General features: G+C 39.1%; 17 protein-coding genes. 10 read left to right on the top strand and 7 right to left on the bottom strand.

Features of this window, described 5'->3' with window-relative positions; genetic code table 11:
• Nucleotides 1-42 precede the first annotated feature (42 nt).
• Nucleotides 43-2,664 carry an alanine--tRNA ligase gene (alaS, locus tag GGQ60_RS04855; RefSeq protein WP_183760410.1) on the top strand — a complete coding sequence of 874 codons (2,622 nt, stop codon included), beginning with the start codon at nucleotides 43-45 and terminating at the stop codon, nucleotides 2,662-2,664.
• A gap of 80 nt (nucleotides 2,665-2,744) precedes the next feature.
• On the opposite strand, the gene GGQ60_RS04850 is transcribed toward alaS, so the two are convergent.
• Both GGQ60_RS04850 and GGQ60_RS04845 read right to left on the bottom strand, forming a co-directional pair.
• Complete coding sequence (locus tag GGQ60_RS04850) at nucleotides 2,745-3,251, bottom strand: hypothetical protein (RefSeq protein WP_183760408.1); 507 nt, start codon at nucleotides 3,249-3,251, stop codon at nucleotides 2,745-2,747.
• A 125-nt stretch (nucleotides 3,252-3,376) separates the two neighbouring features.
• Complete coding sequence (locus GGQ60_RS04845; RefSeq protein ID WP_183760406.1) at nucleotides 3,377-3,868, bottom strand: hypothetical protein; 492 nt, start codon at nucleotides 3,866-3,868, stop codon at nucleotides 3,377-3,379.
• Nucleotides 3,869-4,116: 248 nt separating this feature from the next.
• On the opposite strand from GGQ60_RS04845, the gene GGQ60_RS04840 reads away from it, so the two are divergent.
• From GGQ60_RS04840 to GGQ60_RS04815, 6 genes are all read left to right on the top strand, one after another.
• Nucleotides 4,117-5,304, top strand: coding sequence for an ATP-binding protein (locus GGQ60_RS04840; protein ID WP_183760404.1), 1,188 nt, complete (start codon nucleotides 4,117-4,119; stop codon nucleotides 5,302-5,304).
• A 111-nt stretch (nucleotides 5,305-5,415) separates the two neighbouring features.
• Nucleotides 5,416-6,879, top strand: a complete 1,464-nt coding sequence (gene gatB, locus GGQ60_RS04835; protein WP_183760402.1) for an Asp-tRNA(Asn)/Glu-tRNA(Gln) amidotransferase subunit GatB — start codon at nucleotides 5,416-5,418, stop codon at nucleotides 6,877-6,879.
• On the top strand, nucleotides 6,879-7,991 hold the full coding sequence (locus GGQ60_RS04830; protein WP_183760400.1) for a TlpA disulfide reductase family protein: 1,113 nt from the start codon (nucleotides 6,879-6,881) through the stop codon (nucleotides 7,989-7,991). Before gatB ends, GGQ60_RS04830 begins: the two co-directional genes overlap by 1 nt.
• A 103-nt stretch (nucleotides 7,992-8,094) precedes the next feature.
• Nucleotides 8,095-8,784 carry a response regulator transcription factor gene (locus tag GGQ60_RS04825; RefSeq protein WP_183760398.1) on the top strand — a complete coding sequence of 230 codons (690 nt, stop codon included), beginning with the start codon at nucleotides 8,095-8,097 and terminating at the stop codon, nucleotides 8,782-8,784.
• Between the two features lie 388 nt (nucleotides 8,785-9,172).
• On the top strand, nucleotides 9,173-9,895 hold the full coding sequence (locus GGQ60_RS04820; protein ID WP_183760396.1) for an RluA family pseudouridine synthase: 723 nt from the start codon (nucleotides 9,173-9,175) through the stop codon (nucleotides 9,893-9,895).
• 75 nt (nucleotides 9,896-9,970) lie between these two features.
• Nucleotides 9,971-11,761 carry a chloride channel protein gene (locus tag GGQ60_RS04815; protein ID WP_183760394.1) on the top strand — a complete coding sequence of 597 codons (1,791 nt, stop codon included), beginning with the start codon at nucleotides 9,971-9,973 and terminating at the stop codon, nucleotides 11,759-11,761.
• Nucleotides 11,762-12,565: 804 nt separating this feature from the next.
• Here GGQ60_RS04815 and GGQ60_RS04810 read toward each other — a convergent pair.
• Both GGQ60_RS04810 and GGQ60_RS04805 read right to left on the bottom strand, forming a co-directional pair.
• On the bottom strand, nucleotides 12,566-13,969 hold the full coding sequence (locus GGQ60_RS04810; RefSeq protein WP_183760392.1) for a sigma-54-dependent transcriptional regulator: 1,404 nt from the start codon (nucleotides 13,967-13,969) through the stop codon (nucleotides 12,566-12,568).
• Between the two features lie 105 nt (nucleotides 13,970-14,074).
• Nucleotides 14,075-15,322 carry a serine hydrolase gene (locus GGQ60_RS04805; protein ID WP_183760390.1) on the bottom strand — a complete coding sequence of 416 codons (1,248 nt, stop codon included), beginning with the start codon at nucleotides 15,320-15,322 and terminating at the stop codon, nucleotides 14,075-14,077.
• Nucleotides 15,323-15,754: 432 nt separating this feature from the next.
• Here GGQ60_RS04805 and mgtE point away from each other — a divergent pair, with 432 nt between their 5' ends.
• Together mgtE and bioB are read left to right on the top strand one after the other, a co-directional pair.
• The gene (gene mgtE, locus GGQ60_RS04800) at nucleotides 15,755-17,104 is read left to right on the top strand and encodes a magnesium transporter (protein WP_183760388.1); all 1,350 of its coding nucleotides are present in this window, start codon (nucleotides 15,755-15,757) and stop codon (nucleotides 17,102-17,104) included.
• Between the two features lie 102 nt (nucleotides 17,105-17,206).
• Complete coding sequence (gene bioB, locus GGQ60_RS04795) at nucleotides 17,207-18,208, top strand: biotin synthase BioB (RefSeq protein ID WP_183760386.1); 1,002 nt, start codon at nucleotides 17,207-17,209, stop codon at nucleotides 18,206-18,208.
• A 199-nt stretch (nucleotides 18,209-18,407) separates the two neighbouring features.
• Here bioB and GGQ60_RS04790 read toward each other — a convergent pair whose 3' ends face one another.
• Both GGQ60_RS04790 and GGQ60_RS04785 read right to left on the bottom strand, forming a co-directional pair.
• On the bottom strand, nucleotides 18,408-18,818 hold the full coding sequence (locus GGQ60_RS04790; RefSeq protein ID WP_183760384.1) for an organic hydroperoxide resistance protein: 411 nt from the start codon (nucleotides 18,816-18,818) through the stop codon (nucleotides 18,408-18,410).
• Nucleotides 18,819-18,943: 125 nt separating this feature from the next.
• Nucleotides 18,944-21,103: an FUSC family protein gene (locus tag GGQ60_RS04785; protein ID WP_183760382.1), complete on the bottom strand. Its 2,160-nt coding sequence runs from the start codon at nucleotides 21,101-21,103 to the stop codon at nucleotides 18,944-18,946.
• Nucleotides 21,104-21,894: 791 nt separating this feature from the next.
• Here GGQ60_RS04785 and GGQ60_RS04780 point away from each other — a divergent pair.
• Nucleotides 21,895-23,247: a PhoH family protein gene (locus GGQ60_RS04780; RefSeq protein WP_183760381.1), complete on the top strand. Its 1,353-nt coding sequence runs from the start codon at nucleotides 21,895-21,897 to the stop codon at nucleotides 23,245-23,247.
• A gap of 208 nt (nucleotides 23,248-23,455) precedes the next feature.
• Here GGQ60_RS04780 and GGQ60_RS04775 read toward each other — a convergent pair whose 3' ends face one another.
• Nucleotides 23,456-24,667, bottom strand: a complete 1,212-nt coding sequence (locus tag GGQ60_RS04775; RefSeq protein ID WP_183760379.1) for a TCR/Tet family MFS transporter — start codon at nucleotides 24,665-24,667, stop codon at nucleotides 23,456-23,458.
• Between the last annotated feature and the right edge of the window lie 218 nt (nucleotides 24,668-24,885).

The raw sequence follows: 24,885 nt of genomic DNA, 5'->3' as shown, positions 1-24,885 counted from the left end.
ACGCAATAAAATTTTAATTTTGTTGCCTCCAATAATATTGAAATGACAGCAAAAGAGATTAGACAGGCATTCCTTAGTTTTTTTGAATCGAAACAGCACCATGTTGTTCCCTCAGCACCGATTGTAGTTAAGAACGACCCTACATTGATGTTTACCAATGCAGGTATGAACCAATTTAAAGATTTGTTTTTAGGAGAAGCCACCGTAAAATATTCTCGTGTTGCAGATACGCAACGCTGTTTGCGCGTTTCCGGTAAACATAACGACCTGGAGGAAGTAGGTATCGATACCTACCACCACACCATGTTCGAAATGCTGGGCAACTGGAGCTTTGGCGATTATTTTAAAAAAGAGGCCATTGCCTGGAGCTGGGAGTTATTGACCGAAGTTTATAAAATCCCGAAAGAAAAATTATATGTTACCTATTTCGAAGGCGATGAAAAAGAAGGCCTGGAAAAAGACCAGGAAGCTTACGACCTTTGGAAACAATATGTTGATGAAAGCCATATTTTACCAGGAAACAAAAAAGATAATTTCTGGGAAATGGGCGATACCGGACCATGTGGCCCCTGCTCTGAAATCCATGTAGATTGCCGTACCGACGAAGAAAAAGCTTTAGTTGACGGTGCTTCGCTGGTAAATGCAGATCATCCACAGGTGATAGAAATCTGGAACAACGTATTTATGCAGTTTAACCGTTTAAAAGATGGGGCATTGCAAAGTTTACCGGCTAAACATGTAGATACCGGGATGGGTTTTGAACGTTTGGTACGGGTTTTACAGGATAAAACATCCAATTACGATACCGATGTTTTCCAGCCGCTGATCCAATTTATTTCTGATAAAGCAGGCGTTAAATACGGGGCTGACGAGAAAACTGATATTGCCATGCGCGTAATGGCTGATCATATCCGCGCCATCTCTTTTGTTATTGCCGATGGCCAGTTGCCTTCCAACAACAAAGCCGGTTACGTAATCCGCAGGATTTTACGCCGGGCTGTACGTTATGCCTATACTTTTTTAAACTTTAAAGAGCCGTTTTTAAATCAGTTGGTTCCTTTATTGGCCGAACAATTTAAAGGCGTTTTTGATGAGTTGATCTCTCAGCAGGATTTTGTTCAAAAAGTAGTTTTAGAAGAAGAAGTTTCTTTTTTGAGGACCTTGTCGACAGGGATTCAGCGTTTCGAAAAATACCAGGCCACCAATCACGTAGTTGAAGGAGCTTTTGCCTTCGAATTATCAGATACCTTCGGTTTCCCGATCGATCTAACCGAGCTAATGGCCAGGGAAAAAGGCTGGAGTGTTGATCTGCTTGGTTACGAGCAGGCGTTGAAAAAACAAAAAGACGACAGTAGGGCCGCAACAGCTATTGACACAGGCGATTGGATTGTAGTAAATGCCGAAGATCAAAGTGAATTTGTAGGATACGACGACCTGGAAATTGAAACAGAGATTTTAAAATACCGTAAAGTTAAAGCTAAGGGCAAAGAGCAATACCAGATTGTGCTGCGACAAACGCCTTTTTATGCAGAAAGCGGTGGTCAGGTAGGTGATACCGGCCGTTTAGAAGACCATAGCCGCCAGTTCTGGGTAGATATCACTGATACCAAAAAGGAAAACGGACTAACAGTTCATTTTACCGACATTTTGCCTGATAATTTAGAAGGTAAATTCTGGGCGGTTGTAGATGAAGATAAACGTATTTTAACAGAAGATAATCACTCAGCAACGCATTTATTGCATGCAGCGCTTAAAAAGGTGCTGGGCAAACATGTTAACCAGAAAGGTTCACTGGTAAACGCCGATTACCTGCGCTTTGATTTTTCTCATTTTGCAAAGGTAACTGATGAAGAGTTGGCCCAGATCGAAGTTATTGTAAACCAAAAAATACGCCAGAACATTAAACTTAAAGAGCAGCGCAATGTTCCCTATCAGGATGCAATTGAAAGTGGTGTAACTGCGCTATTTGGTGAAAAATATGGAGATTTTGTTCGTGTGATTACCTTCGATGATCATTTTTCCAAAGAGCTTTGCGGTGGTACGCATGTAAAAGCCACCGGACAGATTGGTTCTTTTAAAATTGTTTCAGAAAGTGCAGTAGCAGCAGGTGTTCGCCGTATCGAAGCCATTACTGCCGATAAGGCTGAACAATTTTTCCTCGATCAGAGAAGAGAATTGGGGCATTTAAAGGCTTTATTAAACGGAAGCAAGGATTTATCTGCATCTGTTCAGGCCTTATTGGATGAGAATGCCAAACTGAAAAAGGAAATCGAAAAATCGACATTGGAACGTGTAAACAATTTAAAACATGAAATTGTACACCATGTTAGAGGAATTAACGGAATCAACCTGATTGCCAAACACATCGACCTGCAAAGTGCAGAAGCAATTAAAAACCTGGCTTTCTCTTTAAAAGACATGATTGATAACCTTTTCCTTATTTTTACAACAGAAATTGATGGGAAACCAGGTATAACCGTAATGCTTTCTGATCATTTGGTTAAAAAAGGATTAAATGCCTCGAACATCGTACGCGAACTGGGTAAAGAAATCCAGGGTGGTGGTGGCGGACAGCCTTTTTATGCAACCGCAGGGGGCAAAAATCCGGCCGGCTTAAAAACTGTGCTGGAAAAAGCAGAAAATTTTATACCTCATCATCAATAATGAGATAACCATAAAATAAATCAAGATAACACTTTGAATGTAAAAAAGAGGCCCTAGAGCCTCTTTTTTGTTTTTTTATGTTAATGTCTGCCGTGTTTTCCACCACCATGACCGTGGCCTCTTAACATGAAATCTCCACGTCCTTCACGATGCCAGTTTTTTTCGCGGTGCGGTCTGTAATCATACCGGGGCGAATTGTATCTGATCCTGTCTCCGCCACCATAAGATGAACGGTAATAATTGTTACGGCTAATATAGGTTACCCTGTGTTCATTAAAATTACGGTATGGATTATTTCCGTACATTACGATTTTCCTTCCGTGATGGAGATCATAACCTCTATACCTGGCCGGTAAATACCTCGAACGTATCCACCTGCTTCCGCTTAAATAAACAAATCGTCTTTGCGGCACACAATAATAGGATTGTACCTCCGGGAGATAATAATAATCAACACTTTGATAGCCCGCCGGAACCCACGCAGGCTGCGTGCCAATGTTTAAATTAATACTTACCTGAGCGTTAGATTGATTAGCTGTTAAAGCCACGATACCTACAATCGCGGAGATGATGAATAACTTTTTCATAATAATCTATTTATTTGTGTGTGTGTTTCATTAATTCAAACGCTGTGCCAAAACTTCTATTGTAACAGAGAAATAAAAAAGGAGCATCTTTCGAAGCTCCTTTTAACTTAATTTAATATGACAGGCTAATGTTTGCCATTTCCATGGCCTTTGCCTTTATTCTCTTTTCCAAAGATTTTTTTAGCCTGTCCTGGAGGCATGCCGTGTGGATGCCCTTTTATCTCATAATATCTACTATCGCGGCTATCCCTGATGATCAACTGACCTTTATTACCTTTATATTTTGCATACTTTACCTTGTCGTTTCTGAAATTCAGATATGGTCTTGGCGAATTAACTACTACTTTATAACCGCTGTATAAATCGTAATTACTATATCTGCTGGGTAAAGAATTAGCAAAAACCCAATCGTTTCCATTCAGGTATACGAACTGTCTCTTCGGAACATAATAATAGCTTTCTATGTCGGGAAGGTAATAATAATCAACATGATCGTAGCCTACAGGTCCCCATAAGGGTTGCGAACCAATGTTCACATTTACATTTAACTGAGCTTTTGCCGGAATGCTGAAAAATGAAACCATCATTAATGCAGCAATTAAAAATAATCTTTTCATAACCAATTTAATTTGTGTGTGTTTTTATCCAATGCCAAATACGTGCCAAAAATTATTAAATAAAAAGACCAGTTTCAAAGCCTTTTATTGTGTAGTGATTACAGCACTTATTATAACGAACTTGTTTTTGCCTTTTTTGGCCTAGTTATATCTTGATATAAGATTCTATTAACAGGAATTTAGATACCTTTTTGAATTACTAAGTTTATTGAGTAATTTTACTCAATGTATTGAGTAAATTGTTAGTTATGTTTCAAAGATCTTATTTACAGAAACTTAAAAAAGTAATGAATGAACCTAAGAAGTTTATTCAAGTACTTGTAGGACCTAGGCAGATAGGCAAAACAACATTGATCAGTCAATTGGTTAAGGGAATTGATACGCCTTATATATTCGAATCTGCAGATGCTGTTGCGGCTTCTGATAGAACATGGATAGAACTGATATGGTATAATACCAGGGAGCTTTTAAAAAAAACTGGGGTTGATGAATACCTTCTTGTAATTGATGAAATTCAGAAAATTGATAATTGGAGTGAAATGGTGAAACGTCTTTGGGAAGAAGACGTGCGGAATGAAGTAAACCTGAAAGTAATTTTATTGGGATCTTCAAGGCTGCTTATCCAACAGGGGCTTACTGAGTCGCTTGCCGGCCGTTTCGAATTAACCTATATGGGGCACTGGAGCTTTACAGAAATGGAAAGCGCTTTTGGTTTTACAGCCGAAGAGTATGTATGGTTTGGAGGTTATCCCGGCTCAGCAGGTTTAATTAAAGATGAAGAGCGCTGGAAAAACTATGTTTCAAATGCTTTGATAGAAACCAGTATTTCGAAAGATATTTTAATGCTCACGCGTGTAGATAAACCTGCTTTAATGAAACGTTTATTTGAATTGGGTTGTTTATATTCAAGTCAGATACTGTCTTTTACCAAAATACTAGGGCAACTTTCTGATGCCGGTAATACCACTACCTTGTCTCATTATCTGCAATTGTTAGATACTGCAGGCTTGTTGGGCGGTATTGAAAAATTCGCGGCTGACGTAATTCGTAAACGTTCGTCAAGTCCTAAATTCCAGGTACATAACAATGCATTGGTGAGTGCACAGAGAAATGAGCTTTTTGAGGAAATAAGGAAACAACCCGCAGAATGGGGAAGAATGGTCGAATCTTCAATCGGGGCGCACCTGCTAAACTCTTCTTTTGTAGAAGGATACAAGGTATTTTACTGGCGCCATAGAAATGATGAGATAGATTTTGTTTTAGAAAAACGCGGTAAAACAATTGGCCTGGAGGTTAAAAGCACAGGTTTGGTTAGTGGCACATCTGGCATGCATGCTTTTAGCAAAATGTATAAGCCAGATAAAATCCTTTTAGTTGGAGCAGGAGGTTTGCCATGGCAGGAGTTTCTAAAAATTTCTCCATCGAGCCTTTTTTAACGAAAAACCAAATAATAACTATATTTGACACCATAATAGTTAACCATAGATTAATCCGTATTTAAACGGCAAAGCTGTGGTTAACAAAACTTACCCTAATACGAAGCTTTAATGCCTTTACAAGAAACAAGCCCCCAAACTGCCTTCGAACTCGTTTCAGGATTGGAAATCCATGTTCAGTTAAATACGCATACTAAAATATTTTCAGCTGATAGTGCAGCTTTCGGAGCTTTACCCAATCAAAATATATCAACCGTTTCACTTGCCTTGCCCGGTGCCTTACCTAAACTTAATAAAGAAGTGGTTGCAAAAGCTGTCCGGATAGGGCTGGCCTTAAACTGTACCATCAATCAGGTGAATCATTTCGATAGAAAAAATTACTTCTACGCCGATTTACCGAAAGGTTATCAGATTACGCAGGATAATCAACCGATCTGTGTAAATGGTTTTTTAGAAATCCAGCTTGCAGATGGTTCTAAAAAGAAGATTGGGATTAACCGGATCCATTTAGAGGAAGATGCAGGTAAAAGTATCCACGACCAGGATGATAATTATTCGCTGGTTGATTTAAACCGTGCAGGTGTGCCATTAATTGAGATTGTAACCGAGCCCGATATCAGAAGTTCGGAAGAAGCTTCGGTGTTGCTGAGCGAAATCAGGAAATTGGTGAGGCATTTAAATGTAAGCGACGGTAATATGGAAGAGGGCAGCTTGCGTTGCGATGCCAATATTTCTATACGACCAAGTGGTACAACAGGCTTTGGAACCCGCTGTGAAGTAAAAAACCTAAACTCCATGCGTAACGTGCGCAGGGCTATGGATTTCGAATTTAGCCGCCAGGTAGAAGTTATCACTAATGGTGGGAAGATCATCCAGAGCACCTTGAATTTTGATGCGGATAGCGGAATTACTTCCCCTATGCGTACCAAAGAAGAAGCAAATGATTACCGTTACTTTTCAGATCCCGATCTGCAGCCTGTTTACATTTCGGACGATTGGCTGGCAGAAATCAAATCGTTGATGCCTCTTCTGCCGAATGAGATTTCAGAACAAATGATGGCTGAATTTGGGATCAGTAAGGCCGATTCGGCCTTATTTGCAGAGGATCTGGATCTGCTCACTTATTTCAATACGGCCAAACCTTTTGTAAACAATAAGAAAAGTTTGATCAATTGGTTAATCGGTCCGGTAAGGGCTATTTTAAATGAAAAAGGGATTAACATTGCCGGGTTTAACATAAAACCCGTACAACTGGCCGAAACGATCAACCTGGTTGATGATAAAAAAATTACCCAGCAGATTGCGGTTCAACAGTTATTACCGGCAGTTGAATTACAGGAAGACGCAAAAGTGACCGATTTAGCACAGTCGTTAAATTTGCTCATTTCCGAAAACGAAGATGAATTAAGTGCTTTTATTGATGAAGTGTTAAATAAGTATCCTCAACAGGTAGAAGCGTACAAGAAAGGAAAAAAAGGCGTTTTAGGTTTATTTGTTGGCGATGTAATGAAACTGGCCAAAGGTAAAGCCGATGCTAAAAAATTAAATGGATTAATACTTGAAAAACTGAAATAATGAGACTAAAACAATTGAGCATATTTATGCTGATCGCGATCGCCTTCACGGCGTGCAAACCCAAAGACAGCTTTACCATTGAAGGAACTTTCATCAATCCTGGAACAGAGAAGAAAGTGTTTTTATATGGAATGCAAAACAGCAACATGGTGGCAATTGATTCGACCAATTTATCAGAAAAGGGAGAATTTAAGTTCACACGCAAAACACCATCGGTTGATTTTTTCAGGATATCGTTGGGTAACCATGAATTTATGTTCATTGCAAAAAACGGCGACGATATCAAATTGGAAGCCGATATAGCCGATAAAACCATGGCTTACAAAATCTCCGGTGCAAATGAAGTAGATAAACTCTCAGAACTGAATGCCATCCGAAATAATTTCGCCAAACAGGTAGAAAAATTGCAGGCAGATTTTGAGGCAAAAGTTGCAACACAGCCACAAAACAGGGCAGCGGTGTTAGAATCGATGAAACCACAGTACGAATCGTATATCAACCAGCTTAATACACAAATCATTAAATTTGCTAAAGATAATAAAGGAACACTTGCCAGTTTTTACGCAATGAATACTTTAAGTCCGCAGGAGTTTGAAGCCGAGCTGGTGCAGTTTGCAGATGAGATTAAAGAAGAAATTAAAGGCAATGCCACTGTAGATACTTTTGTAAAACAGATGGCCCTATTAAAAGCTGTTCAGGTAGGACAGGTTGCGCCTGCTTTTACGATTAATACTGCAGATCATAAGCCGGTAAGTTTATCAGATTATAAAGGAAAATATGTACTGATCGATTTTTGGGCTTCATGGTGCCAGCCATGCCGCCAGGAAAACCCGAACGTAGTTAAAGTTTACAATAAATATAAAAGCAAAAATTTTGACATCATTGGCATTTCCTTAGATACCGATAAAGCAGCCTGGTTGGGTGCGGTAAAGGCTGATGGATTAACCTGGACCCACGTTTCGGAACTAAAAGATTTTAACGGGGAAACGGTAAAAAAATACCAGGTACAGGCTATCCCTACTTCATATCTTGTTGATCCATCGGGAAAAATTATAGCAAAAAACCTACGGGGAAATGAATTAGAAGCATTTTTAGCTAAAACGTTACGTTAAAAAAAAATCCATGTTAAACTAATTTAAGTAATTAACAATTTCTTAACTTAAGCTTAACTAAATACTGCATCACAGATACTACTTTCGTAACAAATATTTAACTATGAACAACGCAGGTCAGAAAATATTAATTGTTGATGATGAACCAGATATTCTGGAACTTATTGAGTATAACCTAAAGAAAGAAGGTTATCAGGTTTTCACAGCTACCAATGGCCAGGAAGGAATTACTGTTGCGAAAAAGGTTCATCCGGATTTAATCATCCTGGATATTATGATGCCTAAAATGGATGGGATAGAGGCTTGCCGTTTAATGCGTGCCATTCCTGAATTTAAGAATACATTTATGGTATTCCTAACCGCCAGGAGTGAAGAATATTCCGAAATTGCAGGTTTTAATGTAGGCGCTGATGATTACATTGCAAAACCGATCAAGCCACGTGCCCTGGTTAGCCGCATTAACGCTATATTAAGAAGAAATGCAGGGACGGAAGAAGTATCTGAAAACAAGTTGGAAATTGGCGATTTGGTCATCGACCGCGAAGCTTACCTGGTTTTTCAAGCCGGAAACAAAGTAGTGCTGGCCAAAAAAGAATTTGAACTCCTGTATTTATTGGCTTCGAAACCGGGAAAAGTTTACACCCGCGAATCGATCCTAAAAAATATCTGGGAAGACTCGGTCGTGGTAACCAACAGGACTATTGATGTACACATCCGTAAATTAAGGGAAAAATTAGGTGAAACCTATGTTTCGACTGTAAAAGGAGTAGGCTATAAGTTTGAACTTTCCTAAGCAATTTTTCACACCACATATAAACACAGATTAATAAAGGTATTTACCTGATGATTAATCTGTGTTTTTTTATGTTGCCATTCTGAGGGATAATTTATTGTATAAGAATCAATATGGCTGAAAGCCTTCTGCTGGATCATCATTTCGACCGGAGTGCAACGCAGTCGAGAACCACGGAGTGTTCAGCCCAGCTAAATCCTTCTCTATAGATTTCTCCATTTCGCTGCTGGCAAAACCGGTTGGCTCCAGTAGAAAAGACGATTCTTCTATATTGTTTGCTCGTATTCACTTCAGTATCCTTCTTATTAAACCTTGAAATAAATTCGGGGTGACGGCCGTCTTAAAAAAATAAAATCGTATTTTTGCACTTCATTAATTAAAGCACAGTTTGAAATTTACCAATTTTAAAGACCTTATTCTTTTTGAAGACAACGATTTTATTGTGATCAACAAACCACCATTTTTAGCCTCGCTTGATGAGCGTGGTGGATCTGGTGAAACCAATGTGTTGCGCTTGGCCAAACAATACAGTGATGATGCACAGGTTTGTCACCGCTTAGATAAAGAAACTTCCGGCGCTTTAATTATTGCAAAAAACCCTGAAGGTTACCGCCATGCTTCTATGCAGTTCGAGAGAAGAAAGGTAAGTAAAACCTATCATGCAGTGGTTGATGGCCATGTTATTTTTGATGATTTAACTGTTGACCTACCCATTTTAAACGATGGCAATAAAAATGTAACCATTGACAGGGTTGAAGGAAAACGGGCTGAAACGATATTCAATTCTTTAAAATACTACAAACACTATACTTTGGTAGAGTGCAAACCCATTACCGGCAGAATGCACCAGATCCGTATCCACCTGGCCACGCAAAGAGCTGCTATTGTTGGTGATGAAATGTATAAAGGTAAACCCGTTTTTCTTTCTTCGATTAAAAGGGGCTATAGATTAACCAAAGGCGAAGATGAGCAACCAATCATGAAACGTTTTGCTTTACATGCCCGTCATTTGGTTTTTAAAGGACTTGATGATCAGGATATTGTGATCGATGCGCCATACCCTAAAGATTTTGCAACATTAATTAAATTACTGGACAAGTTCGACGCATAAAAGAAGTCTTTAAATTGGCGTCTTTCTTTGTTTTTGCTACTTTTGGCCATCGCCCTCTATTTAAAAAACAATAGAATGTACATCAGATTTGTAAATTACCTTGATAAGATCAACCAGTACCGGAAATCTAAAATATCAAACCGTAATTTCTTAATTATCCTTGCTGTAATTGTTGGGATTTTAGCTGGACTGGCCGCTGCCGCTTTAAAAAGTTTAACTCACCATATTGAAGAATTCCTCCAATCAGATTGGCACTGGAAGTATAAATATTACCTGTACTTTATATTTCCGATGATCGGTATTTTCTTAACGGTTTTGTACATCAAATACTTTATCCGTAAAAGCAAATTCGAAACGGGTTTAACGCCTTTGCTTTATGCCATTTCAAAAAAATCAAGCAAGGTAGAAGCACATAATATTTACTCCCAGATTATAACTGCAGCAGTTACGGTTGGCTTTGGTGGCTCCACAGGTTTAGAGGCTCCAATTGTAACGAGTGGATCAGCAATCGGATCCAATCTTGGCCGTGTATTGGGTTTATCGTACCGTGAGGTTACCATGCTTGTGGCCTGTGGCGCAGCTGCCGGTATTGCGGGTGCTTTTAACAGTCCGGTAGCGGGCATTGTGTTTGCCATCGAAATTTTATTGCCCGAATTTACCATTCCTGCATTTATTCCGCTTCTGTTGTCGGCGGCAACCGCAGCAGTAGTGGCAAGATTATTTTACACCCAACAACTTTTCTATTTGGTTACCGAAGGGTGGCAGGTTAATGCTTTATTTTACTATGTTATACTGGCGTGTTTTATTGGTTTATTTTCTATCTATTTTACCAAAGCAAATTATGCGGTAAAAGGATTATTCTACAAAATAAAACATCCTTACACCAAAGTAATGGTTGGCGGTTTGCTGCTGGGAGTTCTCGTATTTCTGTTTCCAACTTTATATGGTGAAGGCTACATTACGATAAAAGGGCTGTTAAAAGGTGATTATCATACGGTAATCAACAACAGTATTTTTGCCGACTATAGCTCAGTTTCGGCTGTGGTTGTACTATTTACGGTAGTTACCATCTTTATGAAATCTATCGCCACCCTTGTTACTTTAGGTGCGGGAGGTAATGGTGGTACATTTGCGCCCAGTTTAATTATGGGAGGATTAATCGGGTTTATCTTTGCTTATGTGGTAAACCTGTCGGGAATAGCACAGCTTAATGTTTCTAATTTTATCGTGGCGGGTATGGCCGCTGCTTTAGGTTCCATTATGCATGCACCTTTAACCGGTATTTTTTTAATTGCTGAAATTACAGGGGGATATATTCTAATGGTTCCATTAATGATCACCACTGCGATTTCTTATGCCATTAACCGCAGCTCGCAAAAACACTCCATTTACACCAAGGCACTGGCCGATAAGGGAGAATTACTATCTCACGAGGATAAAGACACAACGGTTTTAAACCAGATGAAACTGAAATACCTGATCGAGAAAAGTTATCCCCAGTTACAGATGAACGACCGTATTCCGGTTAAGATGAATGAAATTTTGCAATCGCATAAAAATATCTGTGCCGTTACCGATGAGCTGGGTAATTTTAAAGGCATTATTTATATCGAGGAGCTTTTTAATGAAATGATTAATCATCCCGATCAGGATAATTTACTGGCTTCGAGCCTGGTTCGGCCTGCACCGAATACCATAACAGAAAACGATGACCTGAAAATGGTACTGGAGAAAATGGAACGGGATAATGTGTGGATTTTACCTGTGCTTACCGCACAGAATCAATACCTAGGCTTTGTTTCTAAAACAGCTATCTTTAATAAGTACAGGGCTTTGCTGATGAGGCAGAACGATTATCTGAGTTAAGATTGTTTAATGTTGGAAAGTTGAAATGTTATAAAATTCAATGCATTAGTCGCTAAGAATTGTTCAGGCACCGGCTATTTCCAAGCACCTTTAAGTTTCAAATGATCTTATTAGATCACAAAACTGAAGGAAGAAATCTTAAAATACAGATCTCTCCATTCCGCTGCGCTTCAGTCGAGATGACGAAATGTATAAAAAATTTGGAATGTTGTCCGGAGAACCTTCAAACATTCCAACATGATAACTTTTCAACTTTTGTTGTGGCTATTCCGCTCTCTTTAAGCCAAATTTTTCAATGTTATAAAGTTCAATGCATTAGTCGCTGAGAATTGTTCAGGTACCGGCTGTTTTCCAAGCACCTTTAAGTTTCAAATGATCTTATTAGATCGCAAAGCTGGAGGAAGAAATCTTAAAATACAGATCTCTCCATTCCGCTGCGCTTCAGTCGAGATGACGAAATGTATAAAAAAATTGGAATGTTGTCAGGAGAACCTTCAAACATTCCAATATGATAACTTTGCAACCTTTGTTGGGGCTATTCCACTCTCTTTAAGCCAAATTTTTCAATGTTATAAAGTTCAATGCATTAGTCGCTACGAATTGTTCAGGTACCGGCTGTTTCCAAGCACCTTTAAGTTTCAAATGATCTTATTAGATCGCAAAGCTGGAGGAAGAAATCTTAAAATACAGATCTCTCCATTCTGCTGCACTTCAGTCGAGATGACGAAATGTATAAAAAATTGGAATGTTGTCCGGAGAACCTTCAAACATTCCAATATGATAACTTTTCAACTTTTGTAGGGGCTATTCCGCTCTCTTTAAGCCAAATTTTTCAATTTTACTGTACAAGTGGCTTCTTTGAATATCAATCTCATCAGCTGTTTTTGAAACATTCCAATTGTTTTTTTCCAGTTTGAATTTGATAAACTCACGTTCAGCATGGTCTTTATAATCCTGGAAATTGCTAAATGAATCAAAAGAAGAGGCTAATGCCGAACTGCCTGCCGCTGCATGCTGTGTGCTGTTAGCCGCACCGATATTGGTTCCGCCCCCCGGATTCGCGAAAGCACGTACATCGTTCTCGGTAATTACCTTATCGCTCAATATGATCAATCGTTCGATCATATTATGCAGTTCACGTACGTTACCTGTCCATGGTAAAGCCTGTAATGCGGCCATTCCAGCATCATTTATTTTCTTAACCGGCATTCCGTAATCGCTGCATATACTTTCTAAAAAGTTCTGGGCAATTATAGGAATATCGTCAATGCGTTCTGTTAAATGTGGTACATGGATATTGATTACGTTTAACCTGTGGTACAAGTCCATACGGAAATTACCATCTTCAATTTCTTTTAATAAATCTTTATTGGTTGCCGCTAAAACGCGCACATTTACTTCAATTTCCTTTTCACCGCCAACGCGCGAAATTTTATGTTCCTGTAAAGCCCGTAATACTTTTGCCTGGGCTGATAAACTCATATCGCCAATCTCATCAAGGAACAAAGTTCCGCCATTAGCCAGTTCGAACTTGCCGATACGCTGTTTAACGGCAGACGTAAATGAGCCTTTTTCGTGACCAAACAATTCACTTTCAATCAGTTCAGATGGGATTGCAGCACAGTTAACTTCAATTAATGAACTATCTGCACGGTTCGATTTTTCATGTAACCAACGGGCTACCAATTCCTTACCACTACCATTTGCACCGGTAATCAATACACGGGCATCAGTAGGGGCAACACGCTCAATCGTTTCCTTAATTTTTGAAATACTCTCTGATACGCCTAAAATTTCGCGGGTTTTGCTTGCCTTACGCTTTAAAACCTTGGTTTCAGTAACTAAAGTTCCACGGTCTAAACCATTTCGGACCGTAATCAGTAAACGGTTTAAATCAGGTGGTTTCGAGATGAAATCGAAGGCTCCTTTTTTACTGGCTTCGATAGCCGTTTCAACGGTTCCATGCCCGGATATCATGATAAAAGGTAAATCCGGTTTGATGATCTGTGCCTGTTCGAGCACTTCCATACCGTCCATTTTATTCATCTTGATATCGCAAAGAACCAGGTCGAAATTTCCTTTTTTGATCATTTCGAGGCCATCAATACCGTTATCGATATCTTCAACATCGTAATTTTCGTATTCCAAAATTTCGCGTAAAGTACTCCTTATCGCTCGTTCATCGTCAATTATTAATAATTTAGCCATTGTAGATGTATTCTTCTATTTGAAATGCGAATATATTATTTTTTAATTAATGTATAGTTTTTTAGACAATTTATAGGCTATAAACCATTAAACAAGAGAAAGGTTTTAACGATTATAATCCATTTTGAATTTGTTCAGGTTTGGCTTAAACTTTTTTGTCCGTTTTAATTCCAGTTCGTAAATACTTTGCCCCAGATTTTTCATAAAGGGGAAACAAACGGTATCATATTCATATTTGTTATCGTTAAAAATCCCATCTTCATTACTGTGAACCACCGCTGTCAGGAAAAATTCGATACCATTTTTAAAATCAACGAAGAAAGAATTATCGATAATATAACCATAGCTGTCGCCATATTTATTAAAAATCCTGATGTTGGGATCTGGCGTTACCTGTTCCCGTCCGTAATAAAGCATTTTTGCATAAGTAGGCCAAAATTCTTTCGGATCATATTTTGGGAAATCACTTTCTGTTGGGTATTTGCTCATATAAGTATAAATCAGCTTATAATCTTCGGCAGTGAGCTTCAATCGTTCATTCACCGGGAAAGCTTCAGGAAAGATCAGTTTCTGCATCAATTTCTGCTGATCGTTAATGGAAAAAGCATTTTTACCAGCTAAACTAAATGGTTTGTTCACCAACTTATCGGCACTGTCCAGATAACCTTTACCCATTACCAGATTGGTTAACTGCAGTTCATAATCTTTTGGATCATATTGTGCCGGTTGATCATACACCAATTTACGGCCATTGTAAAATTTAACCGGGTTGGTATGTTTAGCCGATTCGCCGGCATCGCCAATGGCTAAGCGGTTAAGAATCCGGCTATCATTTAACCCGTTTGCTTTTAACTTTTTATTGATTTCTGCACGGCCGATAAATTCAAATAACCGGTTAAAAGCATCGTTATCGCTGGTAAGCAGTATTTTTTTAATATAATGCTCAACAGAAGGCAAGTCGTTCCTGGCACTGGTATCTTTCGAAACTCTTGTTTGCCCTTTATAGGCACTATCGGTAATCATGATGCTTTTAGCGGTTAAACCGGTACTTTTTAGCCTATTTACCTTTTCGAGGGCAAAAATTACGGCAGCCAGTTTAACTGTACTTGCCGGATAAAAATAATGGCGCGGATCTAATGCGTAACTAAAGGTTTTGAAAATAGGTTTATTCCTGGCATCGCGGTCAATTTGGGTATAAAGGATCTGTATTTGATTATAGCCTGGCCGATGGAGTACTGCAGAAAAAAGTTCAGGTTTGCTTTCCATTAGCTTCTTTAGAAAAACAGTGTCGGTTTTTTGTGCCATAACAGATAAGCTCATCAACGAAAATGCAATCATTAAAATCCTTTTCATGGGTATAATTTGATTCCTAATTTAAGTTTTTCTATCAGAAAGCCCCATCTTGCATCATGCATTTTACATATGGTTTAATTTTATTCTTTTGGCCGCTTTTGGTGCAGGGTATTGTACCGGGAGTTAAAAGAGGTTACCCTGTAATCTCTAACTGTTACACAGCAGTAAACCCCTCAGCTGATTTCCAATCATTTTGCCACAAACCCGAATATTTTTATCTCCGCTTTACAGAATGATAATTCAAGTTAATGTGGATACTAATCCCTTGCTATTCATCGGTTTAATCTTAACCACCGTAAGCTGGTTATCTGATTCTAAATGAATAATTACTATTCAATAGGATAAATAAAAAGATTAGAATAAATTTTAAGGGGTTTTAAAATCAATTTTTAATTATATTTATGGCTTTAGGACGTTTTGGTTAGGTTATAGATGCAGTCATTCGAAATAGATAAAAGCGACGTACTCAAGGTTAAAAATGCAATTTTAGCTGGTGATGAAACTTTAAAGGCAGTTTTAGAGGAATACCATGCTTCAGAAATTGCGATTTTGTTCGAACGTTTGGATAAATCCGAACAACGGCACATTATAAACTTACTTCCTGCAGAGATAGCTTCGGAGATCATTTCGGAAATGGATGAAGAATCGCATCCGGAAGATTTACTCTTTGAGCTTCATCCCGATAAACGTACCGAAATTGTTGAGGAGCTGGATTATGATGATGCAACCGATATTATTTCGCAACTGGAAGATCATGAGCAGAACGAAATCCTGGAAGACCTTACCGAAGATCATGCCTCAGAAATCAGGAACCTTTTAACCTACGACGAAAAAACGGCCGGTGGTTTGATGAATACAGAGCTGATCTGTGTAAACATCAACCTGACCAAAAAAGATGCAATTGACGAAATTATCCGTCAAAGTGAGGAAATGGAAGAGTTTTATACCATTTATGTGGTAGATGACGAGGAAGTTTTCAAAGGCATTGTTTCGTTAAAAGACATCATTAAGGCAAAACACAATGCCAAAATAACCGAATTGGTTAAAATAGATGCCGTTTATGTTCATCCTGATACCGACCAGGAAGAAGTAGCCAACCTGATTTCTCAATATAATTTAACCAGTATTCCGGTAATAGATGAACACCAGAAATTATTGGGAAGGGTAACTTTCGACGATGTGATCGATGTAATTGAGGCGGAAAGCACTGAGGATATCCTCAAAATTTCAGGGGTATCAGAAGATGAGGAATTAAGCGGTAACTGGATAGAAGCCGTAAAATCGCGTTTACCATGGCTGATTATCAACCTGGGTACCGCTTTTTTAGCTTCATCGGTGGTGCGTTATTTCGATCCAACCATTAAATTGATTCCTTCGTTGGCTGCCTATATGACCATTATTGCCGGCATGGGCGGAAATGCAGCCACCCAGGCGCTTGCTGTAACGGTGAGGCGTATCTCACTTTACGATTTAACAGATAAACAAGCTTACAGAACAGTTTTAAAAGAATTTACAGTTGGTTTAATTAATGGCGCCGCTAACGGATTAATCGTATTTATTTTTGCCTTCTTTTTTGATGGAAATCCAATGCTTGGATTGGTTATCTTCCTGGCTATGACGGGTAATCTGATCATTGCGGGTATTACAGGGGCCGGTATTCCACTTATTTTAAAACGTGTAGGTATAGATCCTGCCATTGCATCATCTATAATTATTACTACTTTTACCGACGTTTTTGGCTTCCTCTTGATTTTAGGGTTGGCCAGTAAACTTTTATTATAATCAGGACCTGCCCGGTTTTGTGAATTCGGGATTCTATATCTGAAAAACTGAATAGGCGGCCTGCGAATTAAACTAAGACGAATAAAATTAAATCTGATCCACATGCAAACAACCAGACACGATTGGACAAAAGAAGAAATATACGAAATTTATAACAGACCATTTTTGGATCTGGTTTACGAAGCCGCTACTATCCACAGGGAAAATAAAGATTACAATGAAGTTCAGGTTAGTTCATTGATCTCTATAAAAACCGGAGGTTGTGCAGAGGATTGTTCCTATTGCCCGCAAGCTGCCCGTTACCATACCGATTTAGAAGTACAGCCTTTAATGCAGGTTAGCCAGGTAGTTAGTGCTGCTGTTAAGGCTAAAGAAGGCGGTGCATCACGTTTGTGTATGGGTGCAGCCTGGCGCGAAGTACGCGATAACCGCGATTTTGACCGTGTTATTGAAATGGTTAAGGCTGTGAACGATATGGATATGGAAGTTTGCTGTACTTTGGGTATGCTTACCGAAAATCAGGCACAGCGTTTGGCTGATGCCGGCTTATATGCCTATAACCATAACATCGATACATCTGAAGATGATTACAAACGTATTATTTCGACCAGAACCTACGATGATCGTTTAAATACCATTAAAAATGTCCGTAAAGCAAAATTAACCGTTTGCAGCGGAGGTATTATCGGTTTAGGCGAAACGGTAGAAGATCGTGTGTCGATGTTGCAGACCTTATCGAACATGGAGAAACATCCTGAATCGGTTCCGGTTAATGCTTTGGTTCCGGTAAAAGGTACACCTTTAGAAAACCAGCCGCGGGTTCCGATCTGGGATATGGTGAGAATGATTGCCACCGCACGTATTGTAATGCCAAACTCGGTGGTACGTTTGTCAGCAGGCAGAAATGAAATGAGTACCTTAGAGCAGGCATTTTGCTTTATGGCCGGCGCAAGTTCTATTTTTGCAGGCGACAAATTATTAACTACACCAAATCCTGCATTTACAGATGATATGGCCATGTTTGAACTATTGGGTTTAAAAACCCGCGAGGCTTTCAAAAATGGCCGTCCTGAAAACACAAGGATTAAAGAAGAAGCTGTTTAACCGGGAGTATAATTTTAGTGTGCCCGTATAATAAATAAAAAAATCCCGGCTTAACCGGGATTTTTTATTATCATTCTTTCTTTTTATTCGTGATGTCAGTTGTTTCCAACTGACACCAAATCAAGTCCTGTTTTATCATCTATTTTAGAGTCAGATGGTAACATCTGACCTCGCCTTAACAAGAAAATAACTAACCTGTTTATACTGCAGTTACCCTTGTTTCAATATTTCCTTTTGTAGCTTTAGAATAGGGGCATGCCCGATGTGCTTTATCAGCCAAAAGCTGTGCTTCCTCATGCGAAATGCCCGGAATGTGAACATCTAAATCTGCAGAGAGTACAAAAGCATTACCATCTCTGTTAAAGGAAACCAATACTTTCACATTAGCTTCACTAACATCCACACCTTCGCGCTCTGCTACACTAGCCAGCGCCCCTAGATAACATGGTCCCCAGGCAGCAGCAAATAATTCTTCCGGATTGGTGGCACCTCCCTGTCCGCCAAGTTCCTTTGGCTTTCTTAAATCGAAATCTAAAATTCCATCGCTCGATTTAATATGCCCATCTCTTCCTCCAATAGCTGTAACTTCAGCGGTATATAGCTTTTCCATAAATTTTTTAATATCCCTAATTAACAATTTATGCCCGCCTTTGTTTTAACAGGGTTTGTTCCCCAAAACCCACTTCGCATTAGAAATCGTAACCAGGGAAGCTACTACAAGATCAATTTTTTAAATTAAATCTTAATTTTTACCGAGAGTTTGTAGATATCGTAAGCTACCTTTTGGATAAGATCGAATTGTTCCGGAACCAAATCTTCACCTTTTTTTATCGCTAAGCCCTTATCATTTAACCGGATGAGTGGCACATGGTCAATTGCGCCGGTTCCTTGCTCCAAATTGTCTATTGCAGCATCTAACAAATAATTGGTGTTATTGGCAACCGGTTTTAAGGCATCGAAACTTTCGAAGATAAATTGATGTTCCTTATTGTAAAGCGAAAGCGTTGCAACATAAGAAGACAACAAATGGCTAAGTGCCGTAAACTGGTGCACTTCTTCAATAAACAATTGTTTGCTTTTAGGTTCAGAGAACATCCGTTGAAATAACGAGGCTAAATTGGCAGTACTTACATAAACCTCTTTCCGGGCCAGCTTATATTCTGTGCGGTTATAGTTCTTTTCGAAATATAATTTAGTTACCTGTTCGTAATATGCTTTATTGGCCTTCAGGATATCGAGCATGGCTTCTTTAAGTTTCTCATGCTCCCAGGTTGGGAATAGCGAGTAACTGGCCAGCAACGCAATCCCAGAACCAATAAAGGTATCGTAAATCCTTTCTCGGGCCAGGGCAATGGTTCCCATACCCAAAAAATCAAAGAGGATCAGGATATAGGGGGTCATAAAAAGTACACTTACCACATAGTTCTTCCGCTGGAAACTATAACAACCGATCATGCAGATCAACAGGATTACAAACAGCGTGTTTTTATCATTTACATATGTTACCACGCCCATACCGATAAATGCGCCTATGGTAGTGCCGATTAAGCGTTGGTAATTACGCTCTTTGGTTAAACTGAATCCTGGTTTTGAGATCACCAGGATGGTAAGCAGAATCCAGTAACTATGCGAAAAATTAAGGAGCTGTGATACCACAAAACCCAAAAGCATAACCACAGCAACTCTTAACGAATGCCTGAAAGTTGAAGAACTGTAAGTTAAATTCTCGGTAAACAGTTTAAAATCGAACTTCTGCCTGGTGATAAATTTCTCGGTATCTACTTCCGCCTGACGGATTTCCTTACTGTTCCTTACCTTAAAATAACTGAAAATGGTTTTTACCCTGGCAAGGATATTTTCGATGTTAACCTCAATGTTCTTCAGTGCAATAATACCCAGGGTATTGTATTCCTGGTTTTCGTTATTTTTCTCCAGGTTATTGATTTTGATCTTCAACCGTTCAATTTCGATCAGCAAACGTTTCGAAATAACTGGCGTTCTACCACTTTTTAAAGCAAAGGCTATATCATCCAGTGCATAAGAAATCCGTTTAATAGCCATTTCATAGTCAGATAAAATCCCTGCCTTATCAAACTGATCGTGCAGCTGCTGGTAGTTATAATAGGTAGACATTACCTGCTCAAACAGGTCAACCATATCTACAAACACCAATAAAAGAAAACGTCCTTCTGGTGTCGAATCCCTTACGATCTCGCGTGTCCTGAACAGTAATTCGCGCACAGCATCCTGTTTTTCATGAACGGAAACCTGAAGCTGTAACAGTTCGGTATAGGTTTTATCGTAGTTGTTGTTCTGATGATAAAATTTGGCTTTCTCGCGTAAAAACTCTGCAACCTCTATAATAGAATCACTTAAGGATTGCTGTACAAGACGGAAAGGTCGCAAGCGGTAAACAAAATAGCTTAAACCGGTATACCAAAGGCTACCCACCAGTACCATAAACGCAGATAACAATACTTCTTGCCAGGGCCTGATGTCATCAATACTTAATACCATGATTAACAGCACCGCAGTACCTACCGCTGCCGCCCTGACACCATAGATGTAAAACATCGAAAAAACAAAGCTCGATATGGCCAACAAAAATCCGATAAAAAAATGGTTTTTATTGGTTAAACCCGTGATCATAGAAAAGGTAAAAATTAAAGCAGTGGTAATGAGCATCGCATTCCTGCGGTGTACCATCGGACCCGGGGTATCGACCACACTTACGCATAAAGCGCCGAGCGACAAGGTCATCCCATATTTTAACATACCAAACTGGGCAAGAATTAAAGAGGGGAGCAGCACACCAATAGTAATACGGAGACCGTCGGCAAAGTACGTACTCAATAAAAAGTCCTGTATATTTCTAATGGGTTGCCTGATCTGCATATTACAAAAATAACATAATAGCTATTTTTTTTGTTGCGATTAAAATTAAGTTTTTTGCTTTTTTTAAATTTTTAAGCAGAAAATCGGTAAACAACTGATTAACAAAACAATAATAATTGTTTATAAGTAAATACCGGCCAATTGTTAATAACCATGGCCAACATGCTTAAAGCGCTATGCAAATACCTATTTAAGAAATATAAAATGTTGATAACCAACGTTTTTAAGTGAATAACTTTGTTTATAAAAACCTTTACATTTCACTTGACAAATGAAGCTTTTCGTTCTAAATTAGATCATATCAAATACGAAGTACTTTGAATTCTGATAAAGCAATCCAAAAGAGATAAAGAACCGAAAGGGAAATTGTTTCGGAATGTTTACAGGGAAAACGATTGATTTCTGAAAGGGTTAAACCGATTAAGAATATACATTGCCACCGCAAGGTCGGAAGATAAGAAAATCGAAAAGGCCCAGACAGAGCTTATGGAAAACTAAGAAGTTTACGAATGGAAGAGTTGGAAATAAATTTTCACGGATCGTAAAAGTTGCAAAACCTAACGAAAACGGAAAGATCAAAGTAACAAACGATTTGATGCTTTAAAATACAACCACGGTTGTTTTTAAAGTTAAAACGGGGAAAGAATCGAAAGAAGAAGTCCCCGTTTTTATTTTGCCCTGAGCATAATGCTGCTTTTAAGCCCAAATACACACGTGTTATCTGTGGTTAAATAAAAAAGATCATTCGATCAATTTGCCTTATTTTATCACTAAAATATTAAATTTACCAAATGGCCAAAAAAGGTAAATTAATTTCCAGTCCGTTAAAAAAGATATTCGTTTTAGATACCTCCGTAATCCTGTATGATCATGATGCGATCAACAATTTTCACGAACATGATGTAGCCATTCCGATCCAGGTACTTGAGGAGCTCGATAATTTTAAGAGCGGCAACGATACCCGTAATTTTGAGGCCAGGAGCTTTATCCGTTTAATAGATGAAACGGCCCGGCAGAAACTCATCAGCGACTGGACGCCATTAAAAAAAGCCAATTCTGGTAAATTTAAGGTAATCCTGAATGAAAATCAGCTGGTAGTAAATGCCGAGGAAGTATACGGGAAAGGTAAAATCGACCATAAAATTTTAAATGCTGCCTTAAGTTTAAAAGCCGAATATCCGCATAAACATGTGGTACTGGTTTCAAAAGATATCTGTTTAAGGTTGAAGGCCAAAGCACTTTCGTTAAATGCCGAGGATTATGAAACCGGAAAAATTAAAAATGTAGATGAACTTTATGCCGGTAAAACAGAATTAACCGATTTTTCGCCCGAAATAATCGAAGCGGTGAAACAACACCCTTTTTTGGCAGCCAACGATATTGGATTGCCGGCAAAAAATGCCAACCATTTTTATATTTTAAAAAATAAACGGAAAAATGCCAGCGTATTTTATAACAACAGCTTAAAAACCATTTCGGCAGTTTCTACCAGCCCCGTTTTTAAAATCAAACCCAAAAATATTGAACAGGCTTTTGCCATACATGCGCTGCTCGATCCCAACATTAAACTGGTGAGCATACAGGGCAATGCCGGAACAGGTAAAACGCTATTGGCTTTGGCAAGTGCTTTAGAGCAGCGCAAAAACTTCAGGCAGATCTATGTTACCCGGCCAATTGTTTCGCTGAGCAATAAAGACATTGGTTTCTTACCGGGTGATGCCAAATCGAAAACAGATCCTTTTATGGCACCTATATGGGATAACCTGCGGTTCATCAAAGAGCAATTCGCCGGTGATGATAAAATGTCGGATAAAATAGACGAATTAATTACCACTGAAAAGATTGCCATCGCGCCCTTGGCTTTTATCCGAGGCAGAACTTTAACCAAAATTTTCTTTATTATAGACGAAGCACAGAATTTAACCCCACACGAAGTGAAAACCATTATTTCGAGGGCAGGGGAACATACCAAAATTGTCTTTACCGGCGATATTTACCAAATTGATACGCCTTACCTCGACTCGGAAAGTAATGGTTTATCATATTTGATAGAAAATGCGAAAAATCATCCATTATATGCGCATATCACCTTACATAAAGGGGAGCGGAGTGAGCTGGCCAACCTGGCGAACGAGTTGTTATAAAGTTTAATCTCATTTACCTCCCGCTGATTCCGCAGAAAACGCGATAAGAGTACATTTTTTAAGTCTGCGTTAATCTTCTTAAATCTGTGGGCAAATTGATAAGGACTAATCTTATTTACCTCCCGCTGATTTCACAAAAAAACACAGATTGAACGCTTTTTTAATCTGCGCTGATCTTCTTGGGACTGCGGGAAATAAGATATTTGTGCTAGTGGTATTTCTTCAACGATCTGAAGGCGATAAACAAACCGATCAACGTTAAAACCGCACTCAATATAAATGGCGCACCCGGAAAATAAACAGGCGCCTGGCCTTCAATAAAATAAGCAAATATATGTGTCATAACCCAGGGTGCAAAAATAGCAGCCAGGCTCTGTAAACCCGTTAAAACACCCTGCATTTCGCCTTGCGCATTTGCCGGGATCTGGTTCGAAATTAACCCCTGCATAGCCGGTCCGCCAATTCCAGCCAAACCATACGGAAGCATAAAGGCAAACATCATCCAGCCCTTTGTTGCAAAAGCGAAAGCCACAAAACCTATTACGTACAGCATTAAACCAAAATAAACGGCTTTCTTTTCGCCAATCTTGGGTAGAATTATCCGGATTAATCCACCTTGCACAACACCGATAACCAAACCTACAAAACCCAGTGAATAACCTACCCAGGATGCATCCCAGTTAAATTTTTCCATGGTGTAGAAGGTCCAGTTACTTTGAACCGAATGGCTGGCAAAATACAATAAGAATAAGGTAGCCATTAAGCCCAATAAGGCCGGGTATTTACCTATACTGCGCAATGAACCGATCGGGTTTGCCCTTTTCCAATCGAAGGCCCTGCGTTTTTCTACTGGTAACGATTCGGGTAAAATGAAATAACCATACAGCCAGTTAATCAACGATAATCCAGCTGCTACCATAAAAGGCACGCGGGTACCAAAATGACTGAAAGCACCACCCAGCACGGGGCCCAAAATAAAGCCTACACCAAAAGCAGCACCTACCAGGCCAAAATTCTGTGCCCGCTTTTCAGGTGCTGAAATGTCGGCAATATAAGCCTGAGCCGTGGTAAAGCTTGCGCCGGTAATACCCGCAATAATCCGCCCAACAAATAACCAGATAATAGAAGGGGCAAAAGCCAGGAAAATATAATCGATGCCCAGGCCGAAAAGCGAACTTAACAACACGGGGCGACGGCCATAACGATCGCTCATGGCACCAATAATAGGCGAAAATATAAACTGCACCGATGCATATGCCAGCGTAAGCCAGCCGCCATATTCAGCAGCCAGACCAAAACCGCCGCCGGTAAAATCCTGTATAAGTTTTGGTAAAACCGGAATAATGATCCCAAAACCTGTAAAATCGATCAGGAGGGTAATCATAATAAAACTCATTGCAGATTTTTTCTTGTTAGCCATTTTCTTTGGGTTGAAACGCAAAAGTATTAGAATTAAGCCACAAACTCAATTTTAGTTCTCTACAAATCTACCAGGTTTTTGAAATCGGATGGATTTAATTCAAAAACTCTTAAACTGGCCTTCAGTAAATTAAAATCTACCTGGGAATAAAAAACCTCTAACAAAGGTCAAAACTTTTCCACAATGCCTTAATTCGGCATAATTTTGTTAAATTCGCA

The sequence above is a fragment of the Pedobacter zeae genome (assembly GCF_014196715.1).
GTDB classification, from domain to species: domain Bacteria; phylum Bacteroidota; class Bacteroidia; order Sphingobacteriales; family Sphingobacteriaceae; genus Pedobacter; species Pedobacter zeae.
Note: the sequence above shows the minus strand (reverse complement) of the source record. Positions and strands in the feature narration are given on the sequence as shown.